Annotated in this window: 27 protein-coding genes and 1 pseudogene; 25 read left to right on the forward strand and 3 right to left on the reverse strand. The window is 59.6% G+C overall.

The genetic code is table 11. From position 1 onward, the window contains the following. Nucleotides 1-8 precede the first annotated feature (8 nt). Nucleotides 9-911: a hypothetical protein gene (locus L861_RS20440; RefSeq protein WP_016418559.1), complete on the forward strand. Its 903-nt coding sequence runs from the start codon at nucleotides 9-11 to the stop codon at nucleotides 909-911. 22 nt (nucleotides 912-933) lie between these two features. On the opposite strand, the gene L861_RS20445 is transcribed toward L861_RS20440, so the two are convergent. Then, nucleotides 934-1,182 (reverse strand): hypothetical protein, encoded by a 249-nt coding sequence (locus L861_RS20445; protein WP_016418560.1) that lies wholly within the window; start codon nucleotides 1,180-1,182, stop codon nucleotides 934-936. A 157-nt stretch (nucleotides 1,183-1,339) separates the two neighbouring features. Here L861_RS20445 and L861_RS20450 point away from each other — a divergent pair, with 157 nt between their 5' ends. From L861_RS20450 to L861_RS20510, 13 genes and pseudogenes are all read left to right on the forward strand, one after another. Further along, entirely contained in the window at nucleotides 1,340-3,385 is a 2,046-nt protein-coding gene (locus L861_RS20450) for a DNA topoisomerase III (protein ID WP_016418561.1), read from the forward strand. Between the two features lie 872 nt (nucleotides 3,386-4,257). Next, nucleotides 4,258-4,806 (forward strand): STY4534 family ICE replication protein, encoded by a 549-nt coding sequence (locus L861_RS20455; protein WP_016418562.1) that lies wholly within the window; start codon nucleotides 4,258-4,260, stop codon nucleotides 4,804-4,806. An 86-nt stretch (nucleotides 4,807-4,892) separates the two neighbouring features. Further along, nucleotides 4,893-5,468 carry a hypothetical protein gene (locus L861_RS20460; protein ID WP_016418563.1) on the forward strand — a complete coding sequence of 192 codons (576 nt, stop codon included), beginning with the start codon at nucleotides 4,893-4,895 and terminating at the stop codon, nucleotides 5,466-5,468. Between the two features lie 1,690 nt (nucleotides 5,469-7,158). Beyond that, nucleotides 7,159-7,560 carry a PFGI-1 class ICE element type IV pilus protein PilL2 gene (pilL2, locus tag L861_RS23815; RefSeq protein ID WP_161629065.1) on the forward strand — a complete coding sequence of 134 codons (402 nt, stop codon included), beginning with the start codon at nucleotides 7,159-7,161 and terminating at the stop codon, nucleotides 7,558-7,560. Nucleotides 7,561-7,562: 2 nt separating this feature from the next. Continuing rightward, nucleotides 7,563-8,288 carry a TIGR03759 family integrating conjugative element protein gene (locus tag L861_RS20475; protein WP_016418567.1) on the forward strand — a complete coding sequence of 242 codons (726 nt, stop codon included), beginning with the start codon at nucleotides 7,563-7,565 and terminating at the stop codon, nucleotides 8,286-8,288. A gap of 3 nt (nucleotides 8,289-8,291) precedes the next feature. Beyond that, nucleotides 8,292-9,017, forward strand: coding sequence for a transglycosylase SLT domain-containing protein (locus tag L861_RS20480; protein WP_236617183.1), 726 nt, complete (start codon nucleotides 8,292-8,294; stop codon nucleotides 9,015-9,017). A gap of 18 nt (nucleotides 9,018-9,035) precedes the next feature. After that, nucleotides 9,036-9,593, forward strand: a complete 558-nt coding sequence (locus L861_RS20485) for an integrating conjugative element protein (protein WP_016418569.1) — start codon at nucleotides 9,036-9,038, stop codon at nucleotides 9,591-9,593. Between the two features lie 9 nt (nucleotides 9,594-9,602). Then, a complete protein-coding gene (gene traD / locus L861_RS20490) occupies nucleotides 9,603-11,798 on the forward strand; it encodes a type IV conjugative transfer system coupling protein TraD (protein ID WP_016418570.1) in 2,196 nt (731 codons plus the stop codon). Further along, entirely contained in the window at nucleotides 11,779-12,072 is a 294-nt protein-coding gene (locus L861_RS20495) for a hypothetical protein (protein ID WP_016418571.1), read from the forward strand. The genes traD and L861_RS20495 overlap by 20 nt, the downstream gene beginning before the upstream one ends. 1 nt (nucleotide 12,073) lies before the next feature. Next, nucleotides 12,074-12,772 carry a TIGR03747 family integrating conjugative element membrane protein gene (locus tag L861_RS20500; protein ID WP_021029249.1) on the forward strand — a complete coding sequence of 233 codons (699 nt, stop codon included), beginning with the start codon at nucleotides 12,074-12,076 and terminating at the stop codon, nucleotides 12,770-12,772. Nucleotides 12,773-12,877: 105 nt separating this feature from the next. Beyond that, the gene (locus L861_RS24320; RefSeq protein ID WP_081645912.1) at nucleotides 12,878-13,348 is read left to right on the forward strand and encodes a helix-turn-helix domain-containing protein; all 471 of its coding nucleotides are present in this window, start codon (nucleotides 12,878-12,880) and stop codon (nucleotides 13,346-13,348) included. Further along, nucleotides 13,299-13,658 (forward strand): hypothetical protein, encoded by a 360-nt coding sequence (locus tag L861_RS24325; protein WP_442915665.1) that lies wholly within the window; start codon nucleotides 13,299-13,301, stop codon nucleotides 13,656-13,658. The genes L861_RS24320 and L861_RS24325 overlap by 50 nt, the downstream gene beginning before the upstream one ends. Next, a pseudogene (locus tag L861_RS20510) lies at nucleotides 13,553-14,134 on the forward strand (IS3 family transposase); the annotation flags it as partial. The gene L861_RS24325 and the pseudogene L861_RS20510, both read left to right, overlap by 106 nt. A 69-nt stretch (nucleotides 14,135-14,203) precedes the next feature. On the opposite strand, the gene L861_RS20515 reads toward L861_RS20510, so the two are convergent. Beyond that, a complete protein-coding gene (locus L861_RS20515; RefSeq protein WP_016418576.1) occupies nucleotides 14,204-14,863 on the reverse strand; it encodes a glutathione S-transferase family protein in 660 nt (219 codons plus the stop codon). Between the two features lie 102 nt (nucleotides 14,864-14,965). On the opposite strand from L861_RS20515, the gene L861_RS20520 reads away from it, so the two are divergent. The 11 genes from L861_RS20520 (at nucleotide 14,966) to L861_RS20570 (ending at nucleotide 24,892) form a co-directional block, all read left to right on the forward strand. Then, a complete protein-coding gene (locus L861_RS20520) occupies nucleotides 14,966-15,847 on the forward strand; it encodes a LysR substrate-binding domain-containing protein (protein WP_016418577.1) in 882 nt (293 codons plus the stop codon). Between the two features lie 550 nt (nucleotides 15,848-16,397). Continuing rightward, on the forward strand, nucleotides 16,398-16,742 hold the full coding sequence (locus tag L861_RS20525; RefSeq protein ID WP_016418578.1) for an integrative conjugative element protein, RAQPRD family: 345 nt from the start codon (nucleotides 16,398-16,400) through the stop codon (nucleotides 16,740-16,742). Next, entirely contained in the window at nucleotides 16,742-16,966 is a 225-nt protein-coding gene (locus L861_RS20530) for a TIGR03758 family integrating conjugative element protein (protein WP_016418579.1), read from the forward strand. The genes L861_RS20525 and L861_RS20530 overlap by 1 nt, the downstream gene beginning before the upstream one ends. Before the next feature lie 46 nt (nucleotides 16,967-17,012). Next, complete coding sequence (locus L861_RS20535; protein ID WP_016418580.1) at nucleotides 17,013-17,381, forward strand: TIGR03745 family integrating conjugative element membrane protein; 369 nt, start codon at nucleotides 17,013-17,015, stop codon at nucleotides 17,379-17,381. A 15-nt stretch (nucleotides 17,382-17,396) separates the two neighbouring features. Continuing rightward, entirely contained in the window at nucleotides 17,397-17,777 is a 381-nt protein-coding gene (locus L861_RS20540; RefSeq protein WP_016418581.1) for a TIGR03750 family conjugal transfer protein, read from the forward strand. After that, nucleotides 17,774-18,415, forward strand: a complete 642-nt coding sequence (locus L861_RS20545) for a PFL_4703 family integrating conjugative element protein (protein ID WP_016418582.1) — start codon at nucleotides 17,774-17,776, stop codon at nucleotides 18,413-18,415. Before L861_RS20540 ends, L861_RS20545 begins: the two co-directional genes overlap by 4 nt. Beyond that, entirely contained in the window at nucleotides 18,412-19,329 is a 918-nt protein-coding gene (locus tag L861_RS20550) for a TIGR03749 family integrating conjugative element protein (RefSeq protein WP_016418583.1), read from the forward strand. The genes L861_RS20545 and L861_RS20550 overlap by 4 nt, the downstream gene beginning before the upstream one ends. Next, on the forward strand, nucleotides 19,326-20,795 hold the full coding sequence (locus L861_RS20555; protein WP_016418584.1) for a TIGR03752 family integrating conjugative element protein: 1,470 nt from the start codon (nucleotides 19,326-19,328) through the stop codon (nucleotides 20,793-20,795). Before L861_RS20550 ends, L861_RS20555 begins: the two co-directional genes overlap by 4 nt. Next, nucleotides 20,758-21,252: a TIGR03751 family conjugal transfer lipoprotein gene (locus L861_RS20560; RefSeq protein WP_051149385.1), complete on the forward strand. Its 495-nt coding sequence runs from the start codon at nucleotides 20,758-20,760 to the stop codon at nucleotides 21,250-21,252. The genes L861_RS20555 and L861_RS20560 overlap by 38 nt, the downstream gene beginning before the upstream one ends. Beyond that, nucleotides 21,252-24,155, forward strand: coding sequence for a conjugative transfer ATPase (locus L861_RS20565; protein ID WP_016418586.1), 2,904 nt, complete (start codon nucleotides 21,252-21,254; stop codon nucleotides 24,153-24,155). Before L861_RS20560 ends, L861_RS20565 begins: the two co-directional genes overlap by 1 nt. Then, complete coding sequence (locus tag L861_RS20570) at nucleotides 24,152-24,892, forward strand: hypothetical protein (RefSeq protein WP_016418587.1); 741 nt, start codon at nucleotides 24,152-24,154, stop codon at nucleotides 24,890-24,892. The genes L861_RS20565 and L861_RS20570 overlap by 4 nt, the downstream gene beginning before the upstream one ends. On the opposite strand, the gene L861_RS20575 is transcribed toward L861_RS20570, so the two are convergent. Then, nucleotides 24,838-25,824, reverse strand: coding sequence for a hypothetical protein (locus L861_RS20575; protein WP_016418588.1), 987 nt, complete (start codon nucleotides 25,822-25,824; stop codon nucleotides 24,838-24,840). The two genes, L861_RS20570 and L861_RS20575, sit on opposite strands and share 55 nt — an antisense overlap. Nucleotides 25,825-26,124 lie beyond the last annotated feature (300 nt).

Consider the following 26,124-nt stretch of genomic DNA (forward strand, 5'->3'; position numbering starts at 1 on the left):
TACGAAACATGGATGTTTATAAGCTCAAGGTGTCGGATTGGGGAGAGAAGCCGCTAGACAAGGATCGGTTCGAAGCCGAGACCAAGAAGAAGCGACCCTATTATGTCATTGATGAGAAAGGGCGTGAGACCTACTTCGCGGTATGTCCTGCCTGTGACAACCCTATCCAGATTATCGGCTTTTATCGACGTCTTCGACATACCGATAAACCCTACGCCAAGCATTACGCGAAATCCGTTCCGGCATTGGCCACCTATCGCCAGGAAGCCTATGAATACTGTCCCTATGCCAATCCTCGGCAACATGACAGGGCAGCAAGGAAAAGTCCCCATGATCCATTAGGCGAGAAAATACTGGCGTTGTTGGTTCAGGAATTTGACCGGGTGATCTATCTATTGGAGAAAGCCATCGGGCTTCGTATTTCCAACAAGCTGGCTGAGCAAATGCTGGTGGATTATAAGGCAATGGAAGGGCATCTCTATACGGGAGCTACCTTATCAAACATTCCTTGGGTTTTTGCCTACATGACGAATTCGAAATCCATAGTAGGTCGAAACATCCTGGACACGGACATGGTAGAGGCCATTATAGAAAAAGTGGATGGGGCAAGTGTCGATGAGGAATCTGGCTTTCTGTGGCAAAGTCCTGAAGCGAAGGCTAGCAAGCAATTTCTCGATATCAACTATTGCTTTATCCATCACCGCTCTCGCCGTGAAGATCATAGTGTTAAGGAATCCATGGTGATGGAGGTTACCCAGGGGAGTCGCGCCGAGCAGGTATATCGAAAAGCCATCGAGTTCGATAGGGAAGCTTTTCAGCGATTGATTCATGCCTCGGGGGAACGGGTAAAAAGGCCGCGAAAGGACGTATTGGTTGGCATGGCGAAAAGGATCTTGCGCGGCCTCGAATGAAAGTGTTCGGTCGTATGTCACGTCAGTCGATGTTCTGATAACGCGAACTAACCTGTAACCACCACTCTTCAGGCAAGGAGGGGACGACGCCCTCCTGCTCTGCGAACTTCATGCATTGGAGCACCGTCTCGAGTCCAAGCGTGAATTGATGATGCTGGTCTTTGAGGGCGAACACCATATATTCATCTTTCGCCAATTCATCGGCCTTGGGTTCAGTATCTGGTGAGGAGAGTCTGGCTCGGTTGTGAAGCATTCCATGATGTTCCGACATTTGGCGCACCTCTTTTTTGCAGACAAGGTGGCATGAGCATCTCATCTCCATGTCATATCTTCAGACATAACCCTAAGCGCCAAGTATAGAATTTCTTGTTCCCATTCTTCTTGCCCGGGAAGAAGGTGATGCCATTCCAATATAGGGAGCGTTGGAGATGGCACGTCTCTTCCTCTGCGAGAAACCCTCCCAGGCACGTGACATCGCCCGGGTCCTCGGTGTCACGCAAAAAGGGAGCGGGTGCTTGCAAGGTCATGATGTTGTCGTGACCTGGTGTTATGGCCACTTGCTGGAGCAGGCAACGCCGGAAACCTATGATCCTGCCTGGAAGCGTTGGGCGCTGGAAACACTACCGATACTGCCCCGGGAATGGCAGCTGGTGATCAAGCCGGATTGGCGAAAGCAATTCAACATCATCAACAAGTTGCTCAAGGATTCGACGGAAGTGGTGATCGCCACGGATGCCGAGCGCGAAGGCGAGCTGATCGGTCGCGAGATCCTCGAGTATTGCAATTACCGCGGGCCCATCACTCGGTTATGGCTATCGGCCCTGGACGACGTCAGCATCCGCAAGGGGCTGGCGGACCTCCGTCCCGGTGCGTCGACCGAGACCTTGTATTGTGCGGGGTTGGGTCGAGCTCGCGCCGATTGGTTGGTCGGCATGAACCTGACACGTGCCTATACAGTGCTGGCGGGACGTCAAGGGCATGACGGGGTGCTCTCGGTTGGGCGAGTTCAGACCCCGACCCTCAAGCTCGTGGTGGATCGGGATCGCGAGATCGCCGCTTTCGTTCCCAAGCCGTTCTGGGACGTGGTCGGGACGTTCCAGGCCGAGGAAGGCCTGTTTCAAGCCAAGTGGAAGCCGAGTGATGAGAGCCTTCTCGACGATGAGGGACGTTGTATCGACGAGCAGGCGGCAAGGGCCCTGGTACAGCAGGCCGAAGGCCACCCCGGTCGTATCGTCTCGCTGGAAACCGTTCGCAAGCAGCAAGCGCCGCCACTGGTGATGGATTTGTCGACGTTGCAGCAGGAGGGATCCCGGCGCTGGGGCTACGGCGCGCAGGAAGTGCTGGATATCGCCCAGGCGCTCTATGAAACCCACAAGGCCACCACTTATCCGCGTACCGACTGCCGCTATCTGCCAGTCTCCCAATTCGATGAAGCGCACCAGGTCGTGACAGCGCTGCAACAATCGGATCCCTCATTAACACCGCTTATCGACGCCCTGGATCTCTCACGCAAGAGCCGGGTCTGGAACGACAGTGAAATCACGGCGCACCATGGGATCATTCCTACCACCTCGCCATGTGATGTAACACGGATGAGCGTGCCGGAGCACAACCTGTACGACCTGATTCGCCGGCACTACCTCGCGCAATTCCTGGTACCACACGAGTTCGATCAGACCGAAGTGATCCTGGATTTGGTAGGTGAAACCTTTGTGGCTTCAGGCCGACAGGTGAGGGTGGAGGGCTGGCGTGAGTTGTTCCGACGTCCCGCGTCAGGGGACGACGGTGAGGAACAGGAGTCTTCCGGGAAGGCCAAGAAAGAGGACCGGGCGTTACCGGCGCTCCAGCAAGGCGAGGTCTGCCCGGTGACCCACCTTGAAATAGCGGCGAACAAGACCAAGCCACCCAGGCCGTATACCGAGGGGACGCTGATCAAGACGATGAAGAATGTGGCGCGCTTCGAGACGAATGAAAAGCTCAAGGCGCGACTGAAGGTGTCCTCGGGGATTGGCACCGAAGCGACTCGGGCCGCGATCATCCAGACGTTGCTGAAGCGGGGGTTGCTCCGGAAGAAGAAGGGGATTGTGGTGTCGACTCCCATGGCACAGCAGCTGATCGACCGGCTGCCGGCCATGATCACGAATCCCGGGATGACGGCCTTGTGGGAGCAGGCCCTGGATGAGGTGGCAGCAGGACGGATGACGCTCGAGGATTTCATGGAGCGTCAGGAAATCCTCATCAAGCGGCTTATCCAGCAGGCTTCTGATGTGACCATGGATCTCCCGCCGCCATCGACACCGAAGTGCCCGGAATGCGGGGCCAATACACGCAAGCGGAATGGCCAGTATGGGCCGTTCTGGAGCTGCTCCCGTTTTCCGGAATGCAAGGGGATGGTGAAGATCGAATCGCGGGGGCGGCGCAAGAAGACGTCTCGTGAGAAGGCTGGTCACTGTCGTGGCAAGGGACGTCGATAGCGTCTCCGCATGTCGTCTTGACGACGGCCGACATGCCTTCAATAATGACCACGAACCCCGTTGGTTGCTGTCGGTCTACACGCAACGCCCTTTGAACCTTCTATGGTTCGATACCCCAAGCATCCACGCCTCGGGTAGCGGATGCGCCCAAGCCTTCCTTTAGGCTTCACACTGCGTCATCAACAGTCTGGGTACGAGGCTCCTTCTTCCAAGGCCAACGTGGTAGTTGGCCACTCTCTATCTGCTCGCAAACTGGCCAGGCAGGTGTCCCCGGCGGGGCCTCTTCCTGGCCGGTTGCGATCATTTCACGCCTGCGGTGCCCGCCGCATCACCACTACGGGCGCCCTTTGTGCGGGGATCCGTGCTTGGCAATACCGAGTTCGGCCGCGAAGATCACTCGGGTGCGACAGCGTCGGCATGGCTAGCGGGACATGCAAGGTTGCGCATGGCGGCTTTACTATTGTTCGTTGCTCCACGGCAGGTAACACCTACACCATGTCACTGGTCTTCAACCCCAAGGGGTGGCATCCGTTCGATGCCGCGCCTTGCGAATGGAGATCAGTCACGATTTGGCCCATGCGGCCAGTTCGTGGCGTCTCGACAGGGCAAGTGCTGTCGCTGGCAGCCCGGTGGTCTCGACCGGACCCAACGAGACACCCAGGCACCCGGCGTTTTGAAGGGTGCGCCGCTTTGCGGTAACGCCGTCCCGAAGTCCCCACGCATCCCGAGATGGGGACACCGCCCAGGCGGTTGGATGCCACCTTCAACTATCGGCATGCGCCGATGGCTTTCCTATCACCCACCACGGGGAAACACGTCCCCGGTGGGGAGAGATGTTTCTTCGTGGATGTCGACTCCCAAGGAGAAACACCATGACGACTTCTACCCAAGCCAAGCAAAACGGCAATCCATTCTTTGATCTGCATATCACCGGCCTCGGCTATCTGAATCGCGTTCGCGAAGTCACCCCCAAGCGCGGCAATCCCTTTTGGGCATGTGACATCGCGGCGCTCAGTGGTCCAGCCGACGATGTGGAATATCGACGCTTCGACTGCCGCGTGAGCGGACATGATGCGATCAAGTTGGTCAAGCGCTGCCAGGAGGCAGTGGATCAGGACCGTAAGGTGCTGATCGGTTTCAGGCTGGGGGATCCCTGGATCGATACCTTCACCTACGAGAAGGGAGAGAAGCAGGGGCAACTCGGCATCAGCCTGAAGGCCCGGCTGCTGTTCATTAGCTGGATCAAGATCGATGGCGAAGGTGTGTATCAGGCACCTCGTCGCGGCGAGGCATCTCAGGAGTCTCCCAATGATTCGGAGGTGCCGGAGGAGCACAGCGCATCGACCTCGGTTTCCAGCGAGCGGGGTTCTCCTGCTGGTGAAGCGGCAGGATCGTTCGATTCACCGGCTGGTATCGCCTGAGCCTTTCCTCAACACCCACCCATCCGGGGAGTCATCTCCCCGGTGGGGGGCTCTCCGGCGATGTCGTTCATCGAAGGAGAAACACGATGTCCCGATTCGTTCCCAATCCGTACGCCATTCCGGGAGCCCTGATTCGTGAAGATGTGCTGCGCGAGCAGTTCAGCCTGATCGTCGGGGCGACGCGGTGGGAGTACCAGCCCGATGAGGATCCAGCGGATCCCTGGTTGGAAGTGCGCCTGCATGAGTATGCCGGCCGCTATGCCACGGTCAGCGATGTAGTGGCCAGCTTGCCCAAGGTGATGGCTTCCCTGTCGGATGACATCATGCCCCGTCATGCTGTCGTCATGGATCGCTTCGATCGCCATGTAGCAATTGCCGTCTTTCGTTGGGCGGCCTTCCAATGGCTGTTGCCCCCGGCATCCCCGGATGAGGAGGCCGCCATACGCCGTCGGATGGCCGAGCTCGAGGACGTTGCGCATCGTGAGATCGTGCTTGCCGACAACTTCAGCACTGCCAGACTACTGCGTGGACACGCCCTGGATCTGAATCTGCACCTGATGCTTGCCCCCTACTACCGGCCCTATGTGCGTCGAGAACTGGAGGCACTGCAGGACGTCCCTCTGCGTGAAGCTTTGAAAGGTAACATCTCGCGAGTTGCCTGATCTTAACCCCTTCACCCCCACCTACCCGGAGTCTTTGCCTCCGGGGAGGTGGGTTCATGATGATTTTCCTCTCAATTCTCTACCCGCACGGGCCATTGGATAATGGTTCCTTCATTTTCCTGGGGGAAGGATGCTTTAGCAGATATCCTGAATATTCGTAAATGAAGGAAGCTATAGCTTCGTTCTCCAAAGAGGCTACGAATCATTAATTTACCCAGTGTCAGTCCACCAAACTGCTATCTCGACCCTGGGTGATGTTCATGTGTTTTTTTTTAGAGTTACTTTGGTTAAGTAGAAGCTGGTAATGGTAAATAAATGTCCTGTTGCGGGCGGGGTGTGGCACGTATAATGCCGGCCTCATTATTCGACTGATCCGCTTGTTGAGGAAGCATTACTTCTCTAGTCCTTTGCCGATCATGAGTTGTATGGTGAATTCCAGTCTCACAATATATTTCAAAGTAGTCTTTTGTTTCCCGCTGTAAGCTATAATTATTTGGGCAAAGCTGGACGTCAATCTATGACAGCCGAAAAGGTAAGCGCCAAGAACCTAGGCTTGTACCCCCCTCGGTCAAACTCATCTTCTTCCCGCGATCCCTCTTCTCCGAGAACCATTACGGTCATGGCGGACGGCATGATTGTGTCCATTGATTACAGTGCCGGACATTAGCCAGTAATTGGTGGGCAACAATTAACGCAAGAGAATAATGAGGTATTCCATGAAATTCTTGACATTGACCGCGACTCTCTTCGTTAGCTTGCTTGCTTCAGGCACGGTGCTGGCATCGGATTCATCATACTTGGACCAGCGTAGTGCACGCCTTCATCAGACGACTGGTGAGAGAGACATGGTGCGAGTCAGTACGGATACCCCTATGGTATCGGAGGCATCGTATTGGGAGAAACGCAGCGCACAACTTAACCGGGCGAACAGTGAAATAGCTGACCTTCAGCAGGAAAAGCATAGCGCCAGAGGGCTAATTCTAGTCAACGATCCCGATGTTTGGTGGCGCTGATACGGCTTGTCTCTGTATGTCGCCAGAGACCCCATTCGCAAAAACCATGAATAGAGGTGAATAAGTCTATGAAGGTTAATATGATCACTCCAGCCTGCTGCTCAGCACGATTTCCCCGACCTCCTGCTGGAACCATGGACACAGTTGCATTAGAGGAGGGCTGGGAAGCGGTCGAGCCTAGAAATACCGAGCGAGCTGAGGATTGAGTCGATCATTGAGGATGAGAAAGAAAGAGCATTATCTTCGTATCAGGAATGGAGTGTATCGTTCCTGAAGTGCCAGGGCCTGATTCGGGTCCTGGCGTTTTTGGCTAACGTTCCCTTGGTCGCTCGGTGGCTTCATCTTTCAGCACCTTAACGGTCAAGGCACAAATATCTTCCTCCGCCGCTTAGCGTTTCCCGTCGACGTATCCACTTCTCGCGCGCACCTTGAGACGCAGTTCGGAGTGTTCTCATGCGCGAGGATGACCCATGTTTCCCACGCTCAAGGCAATCCTGCTGGCGAGTAGCTTGTTGGTCCCCATGCTCCTGGTGGGATGCGCGCAACAGCCAACATCGCCTCCTTCGGCAACCGAGATGCCAGCCTCGTCATCTCCGGAGGCGAAAGCGCTTGTCATTCCGTCCCGGGGGCCATCTCGGCGAATGATGAGTGAGGCAAGATTCATTCATCAGGCAGGTATGACCAGCACCCAACACGATGTGGCTAAGGATTTCCCTACCGTCGAGGTATGGAGAAGCAGTCGCTACCAGTTGGTGACGACCAGTGCGACGCTCGCCCAGCGTGATCTGCTTGAGCAGTTAGTCCAGCTGCGGTTCCCCGGCACTATCCCTGCCACCGTCGAAGATGCGCTGCGCCAGACCTTGCGCGATACCGGTTTCACTCTCTGTCCACCTCAGGGAGTGCCCCAGTCGCTGTTATATGGAAATCCGCTGCCGGCCGTCCATCGCCGCTTGGGGCCCATGCCGTTGCGTGAGGCGCTGACGGTCCTGGCGGGATCGACGTGGGAGATGCAGGTGGATCCCATTGCGCGGCTGGTCTGCTACCGGCTGCGTGACCAGCCGCTGGCAATGAGGAGGTGACGATGTCGAAACGTTGCTTGCTGTGGCTATTGATCGGAGTGTCGGGAGCTGTCTTGCCCGCCGTGGCCCAGGAAACCACCTCTCACGAGGCACGCGATGTGGAGCGGGAGACGGTCCGCCACCAGGCGACTGATCGTCAGGCGCTTCGTCGGGAACAGGCCGAGGCCTGGGGGCTGACGGAAAAGGAGTGGACACGCTACGAGACCCTGATGCAGCAACAGCGAGGAATCTGGTCGCCCAACCTGGATCCCATCATGACCCTGGGGGTGGAAGCACGCACCGAAGAAGAGCGTCAGCGTTATGCCGAACTGCTGGTCGAGGTCGAGCGCGATCGGGTTGAACGGGAACTGGCCTTCCAGCGTGCCTACGACGAGGCGTGGGAACGTCTCTATCCCGATGCCATGCCGGTCGAAAGCTTTACCTCGCGTTCGTCGTCTTCCCCGTTCGATGGTCGGGCCTCAAGCGAACAACCCTCACGGCTTGGCGTGGTCGTGGCGATCGATGGCTGTTCGGCATGTGATGCCACCGTGCAGCGTCTGGTTCGTCAGGGAGTCTTGATGGATATCTTTGTCATCGACAGCGGTGGCGATGACATGGCGATCCGTCGGTGGGCGTCCCGCCTGGACGTCCCGCCGGAGTGGGTTCGCCGGGGGCTGATCACCCTCAATCACGGTGACGAGCTGTCGGTGGGTATCGACCAACTGCCCCAGGTACTACCGAGGGGGTGACCGATGGTCATGAACGGACAGGCTCGTCGGTGGTGGGGAATGGGCGCCATGTTACTGCTGATGGCGATGGCCGCTCGTGCCCAGGACGTGCCGCCGGCCTACGTGGTGGCGGCAGAATTTCATGGCGTACCGCCCGACGTGCTGTATGCCGTGGCCAGTGCTGAATCCGTGATCAGCCTGAAGGCGGGGCGTCGTCCCTGGCCCTGGACATTGAATGTGCGGGGCAAAGGCTATCGTTTCGCCAATCGTCGTGCCGCCTGTGATGCATTGCGACTGGCGCTCGACGAGACCCCGTTGGTCGATGTAGGCATTGCCCAACTGAATGTACGTTGGCAACCGCAGCTATTTGATCAGGGCCAGCGCTTCGCCGATCCCTGCGCGGCGTTGGATCCCTACGCCAATCTGGAGGAAGCTGCGCGACTGCTGCGTGGCCACTTTTCGGACACCGGGGACTGGCTCATGGCCGCCGGCCGTTATCACCGGCCCGCCGGAGGGTCGCCGGCGGCTCGCTATCGCCGGGTGGTCGCGGAGGAACTCGCTCGCCTGAGGCCACAGGGACCATCACTGGCCCAACGGCATGGGGACGTGAGCCGTGTTACTGAATCCTCTCCCTCCGACCCCGACACCTTCCTGACCTGGAGGACGCCCGACGAGCCTGTCTGGTCCTGGATATCACCCGAACCGGTGCGCTGGGACAAGGTCGTGGCCAGCCAGGGCATCCTGCACTGAATCCTGAGGAGACGGACCATGCCGAGGAAAGTACAGAGACTTGTCATCCTGTTCATGGGCTTCCTGTCGCTGGTTGGCCAGTCCCATGCACAGCCATCGGGTATGCCTGAGTTGATCGTGGTAGCCGATTACGGTGGTGAACCGGCCCGCCCCTATTACGTGGCGATTGGAGCGGCAGGAATACCCGAGGCCGAGGGCTTCGAGGTGACCGATACGTCGACTCGGCCTGCCAGCAAACCCTTCAGCGAACAGGACATGCTGCCGGTCAGGAGCGAGTTGCTGTCGCCCGGACAGGTCACGCCTCGCCGACTTACGCTGCCGAGGCGCATGACGCCGTTCTTCCTGATCGGATCCGACGAGGTGTCTCACCAGTGGCTGGCACAACGACGCAATCGCCTGCATGAGATGAATGCCGTGGGGCTGGTCGTCAATGTCGAGGATAACGCGGTGCTGACACGGCTAAGAGAGGTTGGTCAGGGATTGGAACTTCGTCCCGTCTCAGGCGATGACATCGCCGGCCGGTTGGGGATTGCGCATTACCCGGTGCTCGTCACGCCGGATGGACTGACGCAGTGAGGGCCGAGCATGAGTCAGTCGTATCCCCTCGAGTCCCTGCTGCGACCGGCCGTCGAGCTCAATACCGTGGTGGTCTGTGTGGCCTCGGCGGTGCTCTGTGTCGTCGCCCCCTGGGCAGTGGCCTTGACGCCGAGCGTCGGGATCGGAATGGCAGCTGGCTTCCTGGGCTTTGGCCTGTGGCGGTTACGGCAAGCCTGGGTGGTACTGCGCTACCGGCGCCACATGCGACGCCTGCCACGCTTCGCGTTGCGCAGTGACCAGATTCCCGTCAGCCCCCGGAGTCTGTGGCTCGGCAAAGGTTTCCGCTGGGAAGCGAAACACACCCAGCGCTTGCACGAGAGCTTTCAGCCGGAAGCCAAGCCCTTTGTTCAACCGTCGCTCGCCTATCGAATCGCGAGGCATCTCGAGAACCGTCTCGAGCGTTATCGGACGTTGTACGTTGTCATTCGTCTGCTGAGTGCGGATACCATACTGAATCCGTTTCGGCCGCTACCGCCCGTAGGCGGCATCCCGGCATTGCATGCGGTCGAGTGGCGCGAGATGGATGTGCGGCTGCCGCTGGGCGAGCGGGTTGGCCATACCCTCGTCGAAGGCACCACGCGTGTGGGCAAGACGCGCCTTGAAGAGGTGATGATCACCCAGGATATCCACCGACCCAGTCAGGAGGTGGTGATCTGCTTCGACCCCAAGGGCGATGGCGACTTGCTGCTGCGCATGTACATCGAGGCACTGCGGGCCGGTCGGGGAGACGAATTCTATATTTTCCATCTCGGCTGGCCGGATATCAGCGCTCGGTATAACGCCGTGGGACGTTTCGGGCGGATCTCCGAAGTCGCCACCCGCCTGGCTGGTCAGCTCTCGGGGGAAGGCAACAGCGCCGCCTTCCGCGAGTTTGCCTGGCGCTTTACCAACATCATCGCCAGGGCCCGGCATGCCCTGGGTCAGCGTCCTACCTATGACCAGATCCTCTCCGATGTCGTCAATATCGACGGCCTGATGATCGAGTATGCCCAGCAGACACTCGTCTCCCATGACACGCACGCCTGGGAAAGCATCAGCGAGATCGAGAGCCGGCTCAACGACAAGTCGATACCGATCGCCATGAAAGGCCGCGACAGGCGCGTGGTGGCCATCGAGCAGTACCTGCAGAAGGTGAGAGTGCACGATGCCGTGCTCGAAGGGCTGCGCTCGGCGGTGCGCTACGACAAGACCTATTTCGACAAGATCGTTGCCAGTCTCCTGCCGTTACTCGAGAAACTGACCTCCGGGCGTATCGCCGAGCTGCTCTCCCCCGACTACCACGACCTGGAGGACCCGCGGCCGATCTTCGATTGGCAGCAGATCATCCGCAAGCGCGGCATCGTGTATGTCGGGCTCGATGCGCTTTCGGATTTCGAGGTAGCGCAAGCGGTGGGGAACAGCATGTTCGCGGATCTCGTCAGTGTCGCCGGCCACATCTACAAGCACGGTATCGATGACGGCCTGCCGGGAGCCGGTTCAGGCGAGAAGGTGGCCATCAACCTGCATTGCGACGAATTCAATGAGCTAATGGGCGACGAATTCGTGCCGCTCGTCAACAAGGGCGGTGGGGCAGGAATTCAAATCACCGCCTATACCCAGACCCTGTCCGATATCGAGGCCAGGATCGGTAATGCCGCCAAGGCGGGGCAGGTGGTGGGCAACTTCAACAACCTCATCATGCTTCGGGTTCGTGAGGAGAAAACCGCCGAGCTCCTGACCCGTCAGCTGCGCAAGGTTAACGTCGCCAACCGCATGCTGGTCAGCATGGCCGGTGACAATTCCGACGTGACCACCGATATCGATTTCACCAGTTCCGGCGGGGATCGTATCAGTACCGTCCAGGTGCCGATGATCGAGCCGGCGGATGTGGTCAGCCTGCCGAAAGGGCAGGCGTTCGCCCTGTTGGAAGGGGGCCAGTTGTGGAAGGTGCGCATGCCCCTGCCGAAGCCCGACCGGGGCAAGGATATTCCCCGAAATATCACGGATATCGCCCACCAGATGAAGTCCCGCTACTCGACGGGGGAGCGGTGGTGGGAAGCCGTGATGCCGCCACCGATTCATTTCGAGCCGCCGGAGGAGGCCAGCCGACCCGGCTATCAGGCGATAGTCATGCCGTCCGGCGACGGATGGAACAGCGACAACGAACCATTGCAGGAGGCTGGCCATGCCGCTGGGAGCGAGTAAGGAGGGGCAGGAACGGGAGCAGGTCGTCTCGGTGCGGCTCGATGACGATCGTGGAGCCTCACGCCTGCTGACGCTGCCCGAATCATTGGTCGGGTTGCTGCGCTACGTCGAACTCGGAATCGATCGACTGGAGCTTACCCAGCGGGCGTATCACAAGGGCATGGCGCCGATCTGGGAGTTGGGGGCAAGTGCCGAGGAACGGATCCTGATCCTGCATTGCCAGGATCGGCGCTGGTACCTGCGATGCCGCCTTAAAGCCGTCAAGGTGCATTGACATGGTAACCCGGACCGCGGAACAGACTCAGCAGCGCCGTAGGGGGTGGATCACGAGGCTCTTGGGGTTGCCATGGCAGTTGCTCGGCATTCTGCTGGTGTCGCTGCTGTGCTCGATCGTCATCGAGTGGGCCGGGATCTACTGGGAATGGTGGAGCCAGCCAGGAGCAGAGCATGCCCGACACACCATGGAACGGGAGATGGGGTGGTTGGATAGCGAGTTCACGCGATCCCTGGTGTTTTCACGACCGGTCGCCTCGGCGACGTGGCTGGTGGAGAAGGCTTACGAATGGATGTTCGTCAGCACCGGTATCGCGCCATGGCTGACAAGCAATGCTGACAGCGGCGGCTGGGTGGGCACACTCCATGAATATCTGCAGGCGGCGGTCTACGTGACCCTGATGACGCTGACCCGGGTGGTGATCCTGGTGCTGACGTCACCATTGTTCTTCCTGGCGGCCCTGGTGGGGTTCGTGGATGGCCTGGTGCGTCGTGACCTGAGGAGATTCGGTGCGGGCAGGGAATCGGCATTTGTTTATCACCACGCCAAGCGCGCCGTGACGCCGATTTTTATCGCGGGCTGGCTGATCTATCTCTCCGTACCATTTTCGATCCACCCCAATCTATTCCTGCTACCCTGCGCATTGCTGTTCGGGTTGATGATCAGTATTGCGACCTCGAGCTTCAAGAAATATATCTGACTCATCGCTGCGCCTTCCCCTGTGAAACGAGAAGCGGGAGTGGAACCCCGCGACTTGAACTGACCCCCGAAAGTTGGACACCGCTCCAACTGTAGGGGGTTTTGCATGGCGAGGTATTCCAGTGAGTTCAAGTTACAAGTGGTCCTGCACCACGAGAGTCCGGCGGGAGGAAGCAGACGCACAGCGATACAGTTCGGGCTGGATAGAGGTGTTGTCAGGTCATGGGTAGAGGTCTATCGCCAACATGGTGAGGCAGGATTGGCTCGCCGTACACGCCCCCAGGTCTATGATCTGGCCTTCAAGCTGAAAGTCGTGCGTTTTCTCGAAGAAGGCGGCTCTCTTCGTGAGGCCAGTGCTTACTTCAACATCCCAGCGCGTACTACCATTAGAGAATGGCGGCGCCAGTATGCCTCTCATGGGGTTGACGGCTTGTCTGACCGCCGTGGGAGACCTCGTGTGAAAAAGAAGAAACCGCCATCCTCTGGTACCAAGGCACCTGACCAGATGTCGTGGGGCAGGAATTCAAATCACCGCCTATACCCAGACCCTGTCCGATATCGAGGCCAGGATCGGTAATGCCGCCAAGGCGGGGCAGGTGGTGGGCAACTTCAACAACCTCATCATGCTTCGGGTTCGTGAGGAGAAAACCGCCGAGCTCCTGACCCGTCAGCTGCGCAAGGTTAACGTCGCCAACCGCATGCTGGTCAGCATGGCCGGTGACAATTCCGACGTGACCACCGATATCGATTTCACCAGTTCCGGCGGGGATCGTATCAGGAAGTGCGACCCAAGCGTTACCGGTCCTTCCGAGGTGACGAAGGTGGTCTCGCCGCCAACCGTCTACAGCGCCATTTCCGAGCAGACCGTCCGCATCAGAAGTGGGTAACAGATATTACAGAGTTCAACATTCGAGGGGAAAAGGTCTTCCTGTCACCGGTCATGGACCTCTATAACCGAGAAATCGTGGCATTCTCTATTGCCCGTACCCCTCGGCTGCCGATGGTCATGGCCATGCTGGGTAAAGCCTTGCAGCAGGTCAAAGATGCCGAAGGGCTGGTTCTTCATTCTGATCAGGGCTGGCAGTATCAGATGCCTGCCTATCACGCGGCGTTGACCGCTAGAGGAGCCGAGGTCAGCATGTCTCGTAGCGGGAACTGCCTGGACAATGCCGTCATCGAGAACTTCTTCGGCCTCTTGAAGAGTGAGTTCTTCCATGGCCAGAAATTTACTGGTGTAGAGAGGTTCATCAGGGAACTCCGGGCCTACATACGCTATTACAACCATGACCGCATCAAGGCCAACCTAAAAGGCCTGAGCCCTGTGGAATACAGGATCCAGGCCTTGGGGACCGCCACTACCTGAATCAACCCGTCCAACTATTGGGGGTCACTTCAGACTGCGGGGCTTATCAATGACGATTCACCTTGAGCACTATTGGCCGACGGCAATCTCAGGAACATTGACGCCTTCTTTATCAAGGGCCCTGGCTACCGCTGGACGAGCCACAACGTCGCGCATGCGAGCCGTCCATATTGGATAAGGGCGACCCATCGGCATGCCGATCTTTTCACCCCAGCGGTAAAGCACTAACAGGAATGGATCTACCAAGGTGTAGCCAAGTGTCTGCGTGTGGGTTTGTTCGGTGAGCAAGTCTTCAATGCGCTGAAAGCCATCGTGAATGAGGGTCTCACCGTTGGATCGGATCGCCGCATGCGTGGTTGAATCCGCAGAGAACCGTTCCGGTCGCCAGAGTTCTCCAAATCCCATGCCATGGACCCAACCCACCAGCCAGGCAAGCCACTCGTGACACCGTGCTTCCGCCAAGGGGTCGTTGGGCAGCAGACCTCCTTTCGGATGGCGCCGGGCCAGGTAAGTGACGATAGCGGGTAATTCAGTGAGTGGCTGTGATTCGCCTGGAATCAGCAATACCGGTACCCGGCCCTTGGGATTGAACGCCAGGTATTCCGCTGTTTTCGTACTGCCATCCGCCGTAGACACCAAACGCAAATCGAATGGTTGCCCCAATTCTTCGAGTACAATGTGCACAGCCAAGGAGCAGGCTCCAGGAGAATAGAAAAGCTGATACGCCATGAGACCTCCAGGTTGAACGATGATGCGTAGGCTACAAAGCCACCCCCGAGGTCGACAAACGATACTTTCTCGCAACTAGCCATTAGTGATCGTAATGACAGTATGACGCGCCTCCCGTCACTTCAGATCTTGCTCTCTTTCGAAGCCAGCGTTCGTCTACGCAGCTTCACCCGTGCCGCTGAGGAACTGGCGTTGACCCAGGGCGCGGTGAGCCAGCATGTTCGTGCATTGGAAGCGCGCTTGGACACTCGGTTGTTCCACCGGGAGCGTCTAGGAGTCGTGCCCACAGGGGAAGCCCAACATCTGGCACTTCAGGTGCGCCAGGGCTTGGGAGTCTTGGAGCGAGCCTTCCGGCTCGAACCAAGACAGGCGAAATCGCCTGATCCGGTTCGACTTCGCTTGAGCACACTGCCCAGCGTGGCAAGACGCTGGCTAGCGCCGCGCTTGCAGAACTTCCAGCGTCAGCACTCGAATATTGACGTACAGGTGGAGATGGGCGCGGACCTAGCCAGCCTGGATCACCATGATGGTGTTGATGTGGCGTTGCGCTACGGGCCGGGGAATTGGCCTAGTTTACGTTGTGACAAGCTTGCCGAGGAGAGCATATTTCCGGTGGCAAGTCCGACCTATCTGGGTCCTGGTCCTGCTGATGACGTGGATCTGAGCGCTTACACCCTGCTGCGTCACCCGGCACAGCCGTGGGAGCTCTGGTTCCAGGCCGCTGGATTGCCTCTGGCTGAATCGGCGGAAGGGCCTCAATTCGACGACTTTGACGCCTATATTGATGCGGCGGTGGCTGGCCAAGGCGTCGCGCTGGTGCGCCGTGCCTTGGTGAGCGAGGAGCTGGAGAATGGGCAACTAGTGTGTCCGTGGAAGATCGAAACCCGGGATGTGCATGCTTACTATCTGGTTTGGCGACCAGACAGCGCTAAGCTTGCCGCCATTGAGGCGCTGCGTCTCTGGTTGCTCTCAGAGTTCGCTTAGGCATATAGCACTGGCTGATCATGCATCGTGTTGTGTATGGAGGGTTAGATTGCCGGATAGTGGATCGATCGAAGGCTGGAGGGGCGGTCGTCTGGAATCCGTTATCAATCCTTTGCTGTGTTCCTGGGGAAAGGGGCCTTGCACCGTTGCATCCCGGGGGTGATACAAGGCCCCATATCGCCTGGATACGGCGACTTTCTGAAGTTAATTCATCGGATTGGGTATCGTCAATCAATAGTATCCTATTGTTATGAACGGGAGTTGATGACCTGAGATTCATCAGAACTACCGTAAATGTCGTAAATTGTCTTCAGTTCGAGATAACGAAGTCTCTGTTCCGAGTTATAGTCAAAAGTATCTTCTTGAGATGGCTTAGCAGCACTTGAAGCCCTATGGACAGGGCTTCCTTTTTCGCCTGGCATTTACACTTGCCATGGCAAGTCCTCTCCCAAAAACCTTTCCTGAAACGCTTAACGTTTCCTGCTGAATTCGCCTCCTACCCTGACCACCATGGCGTCAGTCTTATCGCGAATAGCGGGGCCGATGCCATATGACCGGGGGACGTAAATCGCTTCTTTCTCTGCTGTTGGCAGGCGGTCTGGGCAGCATTCTTGGCTTGCCCGCTGCTCAGGCGGAGCTGCATGACGGAATCCAACGCCGCGATCTGGCGCTCATCCAGGCGCAGCTCGAGCAGATCGAGCAGGTAGTGGACCGCCTCGAAGCCCGTCAGGCGCTAGCTGAACCCGCTTCGACGCGCTTCTATCTCGACATTTCCCGGCTCAGAACTGACCTCGAGACCATCTCTCGGGGCATTGACGCGTACCTGGCACCCCCACGGCTTCCGCCACGACAGCCCTTGCCGCTTTCGGGTGATTACTTGCAGGAGGGCCGCTGATGGAGACCACTGCCGCCTTCCAGGCCGGGGCGGGATTCGCTTCCGACACCCTGTTCGTCGTCGTCGCCGGGACCGGGTGTACCGCGGCCTTCCTGTGGGCCATGTGGGCCGCGCTCTCGGCCTACAAGGGCTGGAGCAAGGAACGTGTCGATGGCGACGTGTTCGGACTCGCGGTCCTGCGCGTCGTGCTGTTGGTCGTGATGTTCATCTGGCTGTTCTTGTGAGCGGCCATCACCCTTCCCTTCGGGGAAACAACCTAGGAGAGACGTCATGAAAGCACCTGCCTTGAGCTATTTCTCCCTTACCAAACGTCGGCTGAAGACCCTGATGGGCATGGCCATGTGGCTCCCGACCCTGGCCATGGCACAGGGACTGCCGGAACTGGAGCAACCCTCGCAAGGGGGTGATGGGCTGATGTCCACCATGCAAGGGTATTTCTATGATGCAGCCATCATCATCGGTCTGGTGCTGTGCACCGTCGCCTTCCTGGTCGTCGGGACATCAAGCGTCGCCTCGTTCAAGGAAGCCCGTGAACGCGAGACCTGGAGCAAGTTCGCGATCACCGTGGTGGTCGGGGTGGCGCTCATCGTGGCGATCATCTGGCTGGCCACGGAAGCAGGACCGATTCTCGCCCAATGACGAGGGATAGTGGTGATGGCGAGCATCGACTTCCTTCCCCGGCGTCTGAACGAGGTGCCAGTGGTCTTTCGCGGCATGACCGGCCGAGAGGTTGGCCTGATGGCGGTCGGCGGATTTGCCCTTGGGGTGCCGGCCGGCATCGTGAGTGCCCTGGTACTCGGGGCCATTGCCATGGTGCCTACCGTGGCCAGCGTGACCGCCGGCCTCGCACTCTGGTTCGGTGGCACGGTGATGCGTCGCCTGCGTCGGGGCAGAACCACCACGTGGTTCTATCGCCGCCTCCAGTGGAAGCTGGCGAGTGCCGGCTTGCCACTGGGGGAGGGCGAGACTCTCATCACCCGCTCGACCGTGTTCCGCATCGGGCGTGACACCCGGGGTCGTGGAGGCCGGCCATGAGTCGATTTCGTCACGGTCTGGCGGCACGCGATGCGCATATCGCGTCCCTGCGCGGCATCATTGCCATCCTGGTCATGGTCTGTGCCGGCCTGTGGTGGGGCTGGCAGCAGGCGCCCAGGGATCTGACCATCCACAACCCACCGGACTTGCGCTCGGGAAGCACCCGGAAGTGGTGGGAGATCGACCCCTCCAGTGTCTATGCGTTCGGCTTCTACATCTGGCAGCAGGTCAATCGCTGGCCGGCGAACGGGGAGGTCGACTACAAGCGCAACCTGTATGCCTATTCCCCTTTCATTACCCCGTCGTGCCAGATCTACCTGGAGAACGACTACGAAAACCGCAAGAACCGGCAGGAACTGTCCGGGCGAGTGCGTGGCATCTACGAGATTCCGGGGCGTGGCTACCAGACAGACTCGGTGGAAGTCCTGAGCCGCGATGCCTGGGTCGTGACCCTGGATCTGGCCATTGACGAGCAATACGCCGGCACCCCGGTGCGTGACGTGTTCGTGCGCTATCCGCTGCGTGTGGTGCGGGCCGACGTCGACCCGGAACGCAACCCCTGGGGCCTGCAGATCGACTGCTTCGAGGGGGTCCCCCAGCGCCTGGTCGTGCCGGACCAGGAAGGAGAGGACGCATGACAGTGCCCCTGTGTCGATCATGGTACCGCTGGTCAGGACTTGCCGGGTTGCTGGTGGGCGCGTTGTTGCTGGGTATGCAGACCTGGGCGGTGGAGATCCGCCACTGGGATCGCAAGCCCCTCGTTATTCCGCTCCCGGTGGATGCCGAACGTATCGTCACGCTGGATCGCAATGTGCGGGTGGGGCTGCCGCCGACCATCGCGGATCCCGAGGTACTCCGGGTCCAGAGCGCCGGGGGTGTGCTCTATCTAAAGGCCTTTGAGGCGTTCGATCCCCAACGCGTCCAGCTCCAGGACGTCGAGACGGGCGAAATCCTGCTGCTGGACCTGTCAGCGAGAGAAGGAGCCAGCCATGAAGAGATCCGGGTGGTCGATGTCGAGCCTCAAGGCGACGGACAGGCAGCGACTACAGCATCTGACGCTACGCAGTCATCGAGTGGCGGCCGTCGCGAGGCGCGTGAGACGACAGCGCCGGCCCTGCGAGCGCCGATCCCCGTCGTGCTGACACGCTACGCGGCGCAGTCGCTGTACTCTCCCTTGCGGTTGATCGGGAGCGTACCCGGCCTCCACCGCACCCCCATGCGACTTCCCGAGACATTGCCCTCGCTGCTGCCGTCGTTGCCGGTGACGGCCACCCCGCTGGGCGCCTGGACACTCGAGGGCTGGACGGTCACTGCGGTGAGACTCGAGAGCCAAGATCCCCGACGAGCCTTCGAACTCGATCCGCGGTGGCTGCAGGGCGACTTCCATAGTGCCACCTTCATGCATCCGTCGATCGGCCCGCGCGGCAGCGTGGAGGACACCACCACCGTGTTCCTGGTCACAAGCGGAGATCTGGCGAACGCATTACTACCTGCCACATCACCGGAGGCAGGGCTCGAAGCGAACGAGGGGGAGCCGGGAGGTCGGCCATGACACTCAAGAGCAACAGCCTGCTCAAGTTCCTGGTCCCGGCATTGGTCATTGCCGTGCTGTTGATCGTGCTGCGCAACTGCACGGAGGGCAGCGAGGAGGCGCTCGAGGGAACGGCGGGTCGTGCACAGGCGAAAGATCCGTCCCTGACATTGACCGACGAGGAGCTCAAGGCGTTGGGTGTCGAGGGGGATACACCGCGCGACACTGTGGCCACCCTGGTGGGGCAGGTGAAGGCCATGCGTACGGACCTCCAGCGGGCGCAAGACGAGAGCGAGCGTCTGCGCGAACAGAACGAACAGCTGGCGACCCGTAACCGGAATGTCCAGCGCGAGATCGACGAAGCGCTCGAGGAGGAGTGGGCACGACAACAGGCCGAGTTACGTCAGCAGTCCCGGCAGGAAGACTCCCTGTTGGGCACCCTGCAGCAGCAGTTGGATCAGCTGCAACGCCGGGTCGATGGCAATGGCAACCATCAGGAACTGCCGATCGGACTGGGACTCGAGGGCGGCGGTGGTCCGACCACTACCCACTATGACGGCCCCGGAGCACGCTTGAAGTGGGTCGACCCCCTGGATGCGCCAGGTGAGTCGAATGAGGGCCACCAGGGCGAAACCGCCTTCCCGACATCGTTCCGGGACGCGGCGAAGTCGGCAGGGGAGGCGCTCAATCGCACGTCCACGGCGATGGAGAGCCGCGTTACCGGGGAACCCGATGCCTCGAACGTCGAGCCGGTCTATACGCTTCCCGAGAATTCCACCCTGATGGGGTCGGTGGCGATGACCGCCCTGCTGGGACGAGTGCCGATCGACGGTACCGTCAATGATCCCTATCCATTCAAGGCCATCATCGGCCGGGACAACCTGACGGCCAACGGCGTCGAGCTGCCCGAGGTGCAGAGTGCCGTCGTCAGCGGTTCGGCCACCGGTGATTGGACGCTGTCCTGTGTCTGGGGGCAGATCACGTCACTGACCTTCGTGTTCGAGGACGGCACGATCCGCACCTTGCCCACCCCGGAAGACGTCAATGAGGCGTCCGGCAACCGCGGTGACAGCACCAGGATTGGCTGGATCTCCGATCCCCATGGCCTGCCGTGTGTACCCGGGGAGCGCAAGACCAATGCCCGGCAGTTCCTGTTGACGTCGTTCATTCTCGGTGCCGCCGAAGGGGCGGCCGACGCCATGGCCCTGGGCGAGACGACCCAGAGCACCAATGCCCTGGGGGGCACCACCAGTTCCGTTACCGGGGATGCGGGCAAGTATGCCGCCAGTGCCGCCATGGCCTCGGGGGTGTCCGACGTTCGTGAGTGGGTCCAGCAGCGCTTTGGGCAGACCTTCGATGCCGTCTATGTTCCCCCAGGCCAGCCGGTGGCCATCCATATCGAGAAGGCGTTGCCAATCGATTACGAGACAAAGGGAAGGAGGGTGCGCTATGAACGTCACGCAACGGTGGTTCATGAACTGCCGTAGGTGGGGAACGGTGCTGCTGCTGGGCGTACTGGCCGGCTGTGCCACATCCCAGGAGGAGCTGCTCCCCACGGGCGATGCCACCATGATGGAGATCTGGCAGAAGAACGGCGGTATGGGTGCCGCTGGAGATCGTAACCGCCAGCGACGATTGCTCGACGCACGTAGCGACCTGAGACGTCCGCTCTCGTATGGGGCCATCGTCGATCAGCGCATCCGCTATACGCGCGAGGCCGTCAATGAGATCTACCAGCAGTTCACACGCCTGCCCAATCCCGATCTTGTGATGTACGTCTTCCCGCATCTGGCCGGTGCCGAGCCGGTACCGGTGCCGGGGTACTCGACGGTCTTCCCCCTCTACACCAGGCCGCAGTACGCCATGCCGGGCGAGACAGCCAGGCCACAACTTCCGGGATCCAGGCACGAACGGGGGCGCGAAGCTCCAGGAGGGTATCGCTGATGTCGGCTCTGGATACATTTCTGAGTCGCCTGTTTCCACCCAAGGGCGAGATAAACACGACCGACTCAGCGGGCACGGCTCCGAATGCGGGCGTGGAACCCCGTGGTGCCGCCGCGGCACTGCTGACTGACGAGACGGGGCGCCCGCTGTCGTTGCCGCGTGGCAAGCCGATCAGCGAGGCCGAGATGCGTCGCGCCTATCGTCGAGCGCCGTCCTTCGCCAGTCGTCTGCCGTGGGTCGAGTATCTGCCCGAGTCTCGGTGTTTCCTGCTCGAGGATGGCGTATCCGTGGGGGCGGTGGCCGAGGTGATCCCGGTACCCACGGAAGGGCGGTCGACGGAGTCACTGGAGGCGGTCCGTGACCAGGTCGAAACCGCTCTTCAGGACAGCCTGCCAGAGCGAGATGACCATCCCTGGGTGGTGCAGCTGTACGTAAAGGATGAAACCGATCCGCGCGAGGACCTCGAGCGCCTGCGTCACTATGCCCGCGAGGGGCTCCTCGACACCGAATACACCCGGGACTGGCTGTCGTCCATGGCGGGCCATCTCAAGGCGATCGCCAGCCCCGGCGGCCTGTTCCACGACGACAGGGTGACTCACACCCAATGGCGGGGTCAGACACGGCGAACGCGGCTGGTGGTGTACCGCCGGCTCGGCGGTGGCAAGCGCAAGCTGGGCGAACGGCATCGTCACCTGAGTCCCGAGGATGCCGTGAATCATGTCGTTGAACGCCTGTCCGCCTCGCTCAAGGGGGCTGGCCTACGGCTGCGCCGCTATGACGGACGCGACTTCCATCGCTGGCTGATGCCGCGGTTCAATCCGCGGCCGAAGCTGTCCCCCGATGAACCCCAGCGATTCTATGACCTCTTCGACTATCCCGGCGACGGTCCCGACGAGCGGATGTGGAACTACGACCTGGCCGAAGGCATGTTGGCCAGTTCGCCGCATGGCGATGTCGACAAGGGGCTGTGGTACTTCGACGGCCTACCGCATTGTTGTATCCCCGTGGAGGAGATGCGTTACCCGCCCAGTATCGGGCACCTCACCGGTGAAGTGCCACGTGCCGACGGCGCGGTGCGCAACGCGCTGATGGACTTGCTGCCGGAAGGGACTGAGGCCTGCCTGACCATCGTGGCCATCCCCCAGGAGCCGATCGAGGACCATATCAATACGCTGAAGGGCAAGGCCCATGGCGACAGTGTCCTGGCGGCCAACGTGCGACGCGACTGCGACCGGGCACGGGAGTTCCTGGGCCACAACCACAAGCTGTACCAGTCGTCGCTGGTATTCTTCGCGATGGGGAAGGACGAACGCGAACTGCAGCAACGGTCCCTGGCCCTGACGACACAGTTGACCAACGTCAATCTCAAGCCGGTCGATCCCGAGGATGAGGTGGCGGCGCTGAATACCTACCTGCGCTGGCTGCCGATGGCCTTCGACCCCGAGCTGGACCGTAAGAACCGCTGGTATACCCAGTACAACTTCGTGCAGCACCTGGCCAATCTCGCCCCCTTCTTCGGTCGTGCCCGGGGAACCGGGAGCCCGGGCATCTCATTCTTCAATCGGGGAGGAGAAACCTTCTCGTTCGATCCCTTGAATTTCCACGACCGTGAGGCTAATGCGCACATGCTGATGTTCGGGCCGACGGGGGCGGGCAAGTCGGCCACGTTGAACGCGATGCTGAGCCAGGTCATGGCCTTGCATCGCCCACGGCTATTCGTGCTCGAGGTAGGCAATTCCTTCGGCCTGCTGGGTGACTATTTCAAGCGCAAGGGGCTGACCGTCAACAAGGTCCGCCTGGCACCCGGTTCGGGCGCCAGACTATCGCCATTCTCTGAAGCGCACCGACTGCTTGACACGAAAATGGAAGCCGCCAGGCAACAGCGCGACGCCGAGGACATCAACCCTTATGAAGCGGCCCCGGTAGAGTCGTTGGCGGATGATACCACCCAGACGGATGACGAGCGTGATCTGATCGGCGAGATGGAGATCACCGCGCGGCTGATGATTACCGGCGGGGAAGCCAAGGAAGAAGCGGCCTTCCGACGGGCGGATCGGCGTATGGTGCGAGATGCCATCTATCGGGCTGCCCGGCAGACACACACTGAACGGCGCCAATGCCTGACCCAGGACGTGCGCCAGGCGTTTCGGGATATTGCCAACGACCCTGATACCCCGGAGCAAGCTCGAGCGAGAGCCTATGAGATGGGCGAAGCGCTGGGCCTGCTCGTCGATGGTTTCGATGGCGAGGTATTCAACACCCCCGGGGAGCCCTGGCCGGAGTGCGACGTCACCGTTATCGACCTGGCGCATTACGCTCGTGAGGGGTATGAGGCCCAGCTGGCCCTGGCCGTCATCAGTATCACCAACATGATCACCAACCTGGCCGAGCGTGAGCAGTACAGCGGGCGACCGATCGTGCAGGCGACGGATGAGAGCCATGTCATCACCGTCAATCCTCTGCTAAGTCCCTACTTCGTCAATGTTGGCAAGATGGGGAGGAAGTTGAAACGCTGGTTATGGTTTGCGACGCAGAATCTGGAAGACTACCCGGATGCCGCCGAGAAACTGCTCAACATGATCGAGTGGTGGGTGTGCTTGACCATGCCACCCGATGAAGTGGAACAGGTCGCGCGCTTCAAGGAACTCACGCCGGCGCAGCGTCAATTGATGCTCTCCGCCACCAAGGTGCCGAAGAAGTACACCGAAGGGGTGGTGCTATCAGGTCGCCTGGAGGCGCTGTTCCGGGTGGTACCGCCGAGCCTCTATCTGGCGCTGGCCGGCACCGAGGGCGAGGAGAAGGCCGAACGCAAGGAGGTGATGGACGAACTTGGCTGTTCCGAGCTCGATGCCGCGATCGAGATTGCGCGACGGCTGGACGAGAAGCGGGGGATATCCGCATGACAACTGCTGACACATCCCGAGAGCACTGGCTGCCGATCCGCCTGATACCGGATCCTGCAACAAGAGAAGTGCTCAATGCGGGAGTCGGGGTGGTGGACCAGACGGGGATCTTACATGTTCGCCTGGTTCCCCACCTGCGTGGGCTGCTCCCTCTCTATGGCGATCGTCCCGGCTTCGATTTGGGGGCGCTATATGATCTTCTGGAACGGGCACAGCAGCATTATCATGGCGTCCCTTATGTTGCGGTGGCGGAGCGCGTCCTGCATCCCCAGTTGCAATTGGGACAACCCGTCTCGACGGCAGGCGACAGCATTGAGTCGATATTGGAGACGCAGCTCGAACAGGCGGTGCCACTTGCCTGCACTGATCTTCCTGCGCCGCTCTTCGAGGTGCCGACTTCAGCTGTACTGACAATGAGCCAGGCCTGTCGGCGTTGGCTGGACGATGCCCAAGTGACCTTGGTGACATGCCTGGGAACGCCCATCACCGCTGCCGTATGGCTGTATCGGTTGGGCTTACCCTACTGGTCCCTGGACCTTGAGGGTGCTAGAGGTCATCTCGCCATCACCATTGCGGTGACGGGAAGGACGCGTCTTCCTGTCCCGCTGGATCAGGCGCCCCAGGTCGAGGTAGTGGACAGTGTCGACGCTTATTACCTGATCCGAGCAATAACAGCGTCTCCTTATGTCGATGTCGACTTCCTGGAGTTGGGAGGGGCTCTCAGGATGGAAAGCTGACGCAAGTCTTCCACCTGCAGCGAAACTGTCCGGTATCGGGGATCGTAATGGAGAGAGCCGATGGCATAGAGCCGATAGTAGGGTGTTTCCTCGTTCTCCAGGATCTCTTTGATGTAGTGGCGATGGCGACATGATACTACTTGCTTCGGCGAAATATAGAGCCTGACCTTGACAGGCTTCGTCTCACCATCAGGACCCTCGACAGCAATGGTGTCGAAAAAATGAAAGAGGGCGCCTTCGCCGTAGCGTCGCTCCAGGTTGGCCCCGCCATACATGACCCTGTCCCGGGTTTGTAGAGAGCATCGTTTCAGGGATTGGAAGTAGTCTACGAGTCGTATGGTACCAATCCCTCCCACTTGAAGTTCCAAGCGTTGTCGTTCTTCCCAACTGAGTAGTTTCCCCGACTCGATGTAGGTGTTGACGAGCCGGTCCAGAACGCTGGTTCGATGTTTACCCGGTCGGGATGACGCTTGTGGCCGATCTTGGTGGGGTGGCTTGGGTGGGGCTCCCACCGTGTTCTGATCGCCATTGGTCGAGGAGGTCGGGTCGTCATATCCGGGGACAGGAGGGTCAAACCTGTCGATGAAATCCGTCAACTTTGCCCTGGCCAGGCGCCGCTGGAAATCGTTATCGCTTTCTCCCTCTTCCTGTACCGGGGAGGCCTCATCTTCCATCCAGGGGCAACCCGCAGCATGGGGTTCCTGCTGCCAACGTCTGAAGTGTGGTGCCTTGAAGACATTGCTTTCTTCAATGGGCTTATCATCGTTGACCGCAGCGACACGTACCTGCTTTTCCTGGCAGGCAGGGTATTCGCAGAGGTAGCGAAAACGCGGAGGGCGAGGGGAGGGCAACGAGAGATACTCGAAGCGCGCTTCATCAATGGTGACGATACGATCAAGGTCGATGCAGTAGGCATGAGTGATGGTCTTCATCCTGATCTCCTGTGCAATCCGTTGCTTAGCGATTCAGCTCACAATGGTTAACGCAAATGCGTGGCGAATACGATGTCCGTCCCCGTCGTATCTCAATTCGGCAATGGCCGTGACCTCTTCGGCTATGCAGTCCCTACCCTTTGGCGGCTATGAGAAGGTGATGCTGCGTTGCTGAACAGTACGCACTCCGTCATGAGACGTTAACTATTGGAAGGCCCAATGACCGGTTCGAGCCCGAAGCGGGAGAGGGCTGTCGAATCAACTTTACCTTCATGAAATCCTGTGGCTAGCTCTGAGCAG

It is taken from the genome of Litchfieldella anticariensis FP35 = DSM 16096, assembly GCF_000409775.1.
In the GTDB taxonomy this organism is placed as follows: domain Bacteria; phylum Pseudomonadota; class Gammaproteobacteria; order Pseudomonadales; family Halomonadaceae; genus Litchfieldella; species Litchfieldella anticariensis.

Excerpts from the sequence above, each read along its gene's own strand:
- L861_RS20520 (WP_016418577.1), top strand. The coding sequence starts at position 14,966 with ATGACGCGCCTCCCGTCACTTCAGATCTTGCTCTCTTTCGAAGCCAGC.
- L861_RS20455 (WP_016418562.1), top strand. The coding sequence starts at position 4,258 with ATGACGACTTCTACCCAAGCCAAGCAAAACGGCAATCCATTCTTTGAT.
- L861_RS20560 (WP_051149385.1), top strand. The coding sequence starts at position 20,758 with ATGAACGTCACGCAACGGTGGTTCATGAACTGCCGTAGGTGGGGAACG.
- L861_RS20500 (WP_021029249.1), top strand. The coding sequence starts at position 12,074 with ATGGTAACCCGGACCGCGGAACAGACTCAGCAGCGCCGTAGGGGGTGG.
- L861_RS24320 (WP_081645912.1), top strand. The coding sequence starts at position 12,878 with ATGGCGAGGTATTCCAGTGAGTTCAAGTTACAAGTGGTCCTGCACCAC.
- L861_RS20540 (WP_016418581.1), top strand. The coding sequence starts at position 17,397 with ATGGCGAGCATCGACTTCCTTCCCCGGCGTCTGAACGAGGTGCCAGTG.
- L861_RS20485 (WP_016418569.1), top strand. The coding sequence starts at position 9,036 with ATGCCGAGGAAAGTACAGAGACTTGTCATCCTGTTCATGGGCTTCCTG.
- L861_RS20570 (WP_016418587.1), top strand. The coding sequence starts at position 24,152 with ATGACAACTGCTGACACATCCCGAGAGCACTGGCTGCCGATCCGCCTG.
- L861_RS20550 (WP_016418583.1), top strand. The coding sequence starts at position 18,412 with ATGACAGTGCCCCTGTGTCGATCATGGTACCGCTGGTCAGGACTTGCC.
- traD (WP_016418570.1), top strand. The coding sequence starts at position 9,603 with ATGAGTCAGTCGTATCCCCTCGAGTCCCTGCTGCGACCGGCCGTCGAG.
- L861_RS20515 (WP_016418576.1), bottom strand. The coding sequence starts at position 14,863 with ATGGCGTATCAGCTTTTCTATTCTCCTGGAGCCTGCTCCTTGGCTGTG.
- L861_RS20535 (WP_016418580.1), top strand. The coding sequence starts at position 17,013 with ATGAAAGCACCTGCCTTGAGCTATTTCTCCCTTACCAAACGTCGGCTG.
- L861_RS20555 (WP_016418584.1), top strand. The coding sequence starts at position 19,326 with ATGACACTCAAGAGCAACAGCCTGCTCAAGTTCCTGGTCCCGGCATTG.
- L861_RS20445 (WP_016418560.1), bottom strand. The coding sequence starts at position 1,182 with ATGTCGGAACATCATGGAATGCTTCACAACCGAGCCAGACTCTCCTCA.
- L861_RS20565 (WP_016418586.1), top strand. The coding sequence starts at position 21,252 with ATGTCGGCTCTGGATACATTTCTGAGTCGCCTGTTTCCACCCAAGGGC.
- pilL2 (WP_161629065.1), top strand. The coding sequence starts at position 7,159 with ATGACCAGCACCCAACACGATGTGGCTAAGGATTTCCCTACCGTCGAG.
- L861_RS20525 (WP_016418578.1), top strand. The coding sequence starts at position 16,398 with ATGACCGGGGGACGTAAATCGCTTCTTTCTCTGCTGTTGGCAGGCGGT.
- L861_RS20575 (WP_016418588.1), bottom strand. The coding sequence starts at position 25,824 with ATGAAGACCATCACTCATGCCTACTGCATCGACCTTGATCGTATCGTC.
- L861_RS20545 (WP_016418582.1), top strand. The coding sequence starts at position 17,774 with ATGAGTCGATTTCGTCACGGTCTGGCGGCACGCGATGCGCATATCGCG.
- L861_RS20530 (WP_016418579.1), top strand. The coding sequence starts at position 16,742 with ATGGAGACCACTGCCGCCTTCCAGGCCGGGGCGGGATTCGCTTCCGAC.
- L861_RS20460 (WP_016418563.1), top strand. The coding sequence starts at position 4,893 with ATGTCCCGATTCGTTCCCAATCCGTACGCCATTCCGGGAGCCCTGATT.
- L861_RS20480 (WP_236617183.1), top strand. The coding sequence starts at position 8,292 with ATGGTCATGAACGGACAGGCTCGTCGGTGGTGGGGAATGGGCGCCATG.
- L861_RS20440 (WP_016418559.1), top strand. The coding sequence starts at position 9 with ATGGATGTTTATAAGCTCAAGGTGTCGGATTGGGGAGAGAAGCCGCTA.
- L861_RS20450 (WP_016418561.1), top strand. The coding sequence starts at position 1,340 with ATGGCACGTCTCTTCCTCTGCGAGAAACCCTCCCAGGCACGTGACATC.
- L861_RS20495 (WP_016418571.1), top strand. The coding sequence starts at position 11,779 with ATGCCGCTGGGAGCGAGTAAGGAGGGGCAGGAACGGGAGCAGGTCGTC.
- L861_RS20475 (WP_016418567.1), top strand. The coding sequence starts at position 7,563 with ATGTCGAAACGTTGCTTGCTGTGGCTATTGATCGGAGTGTCGGGAGCT.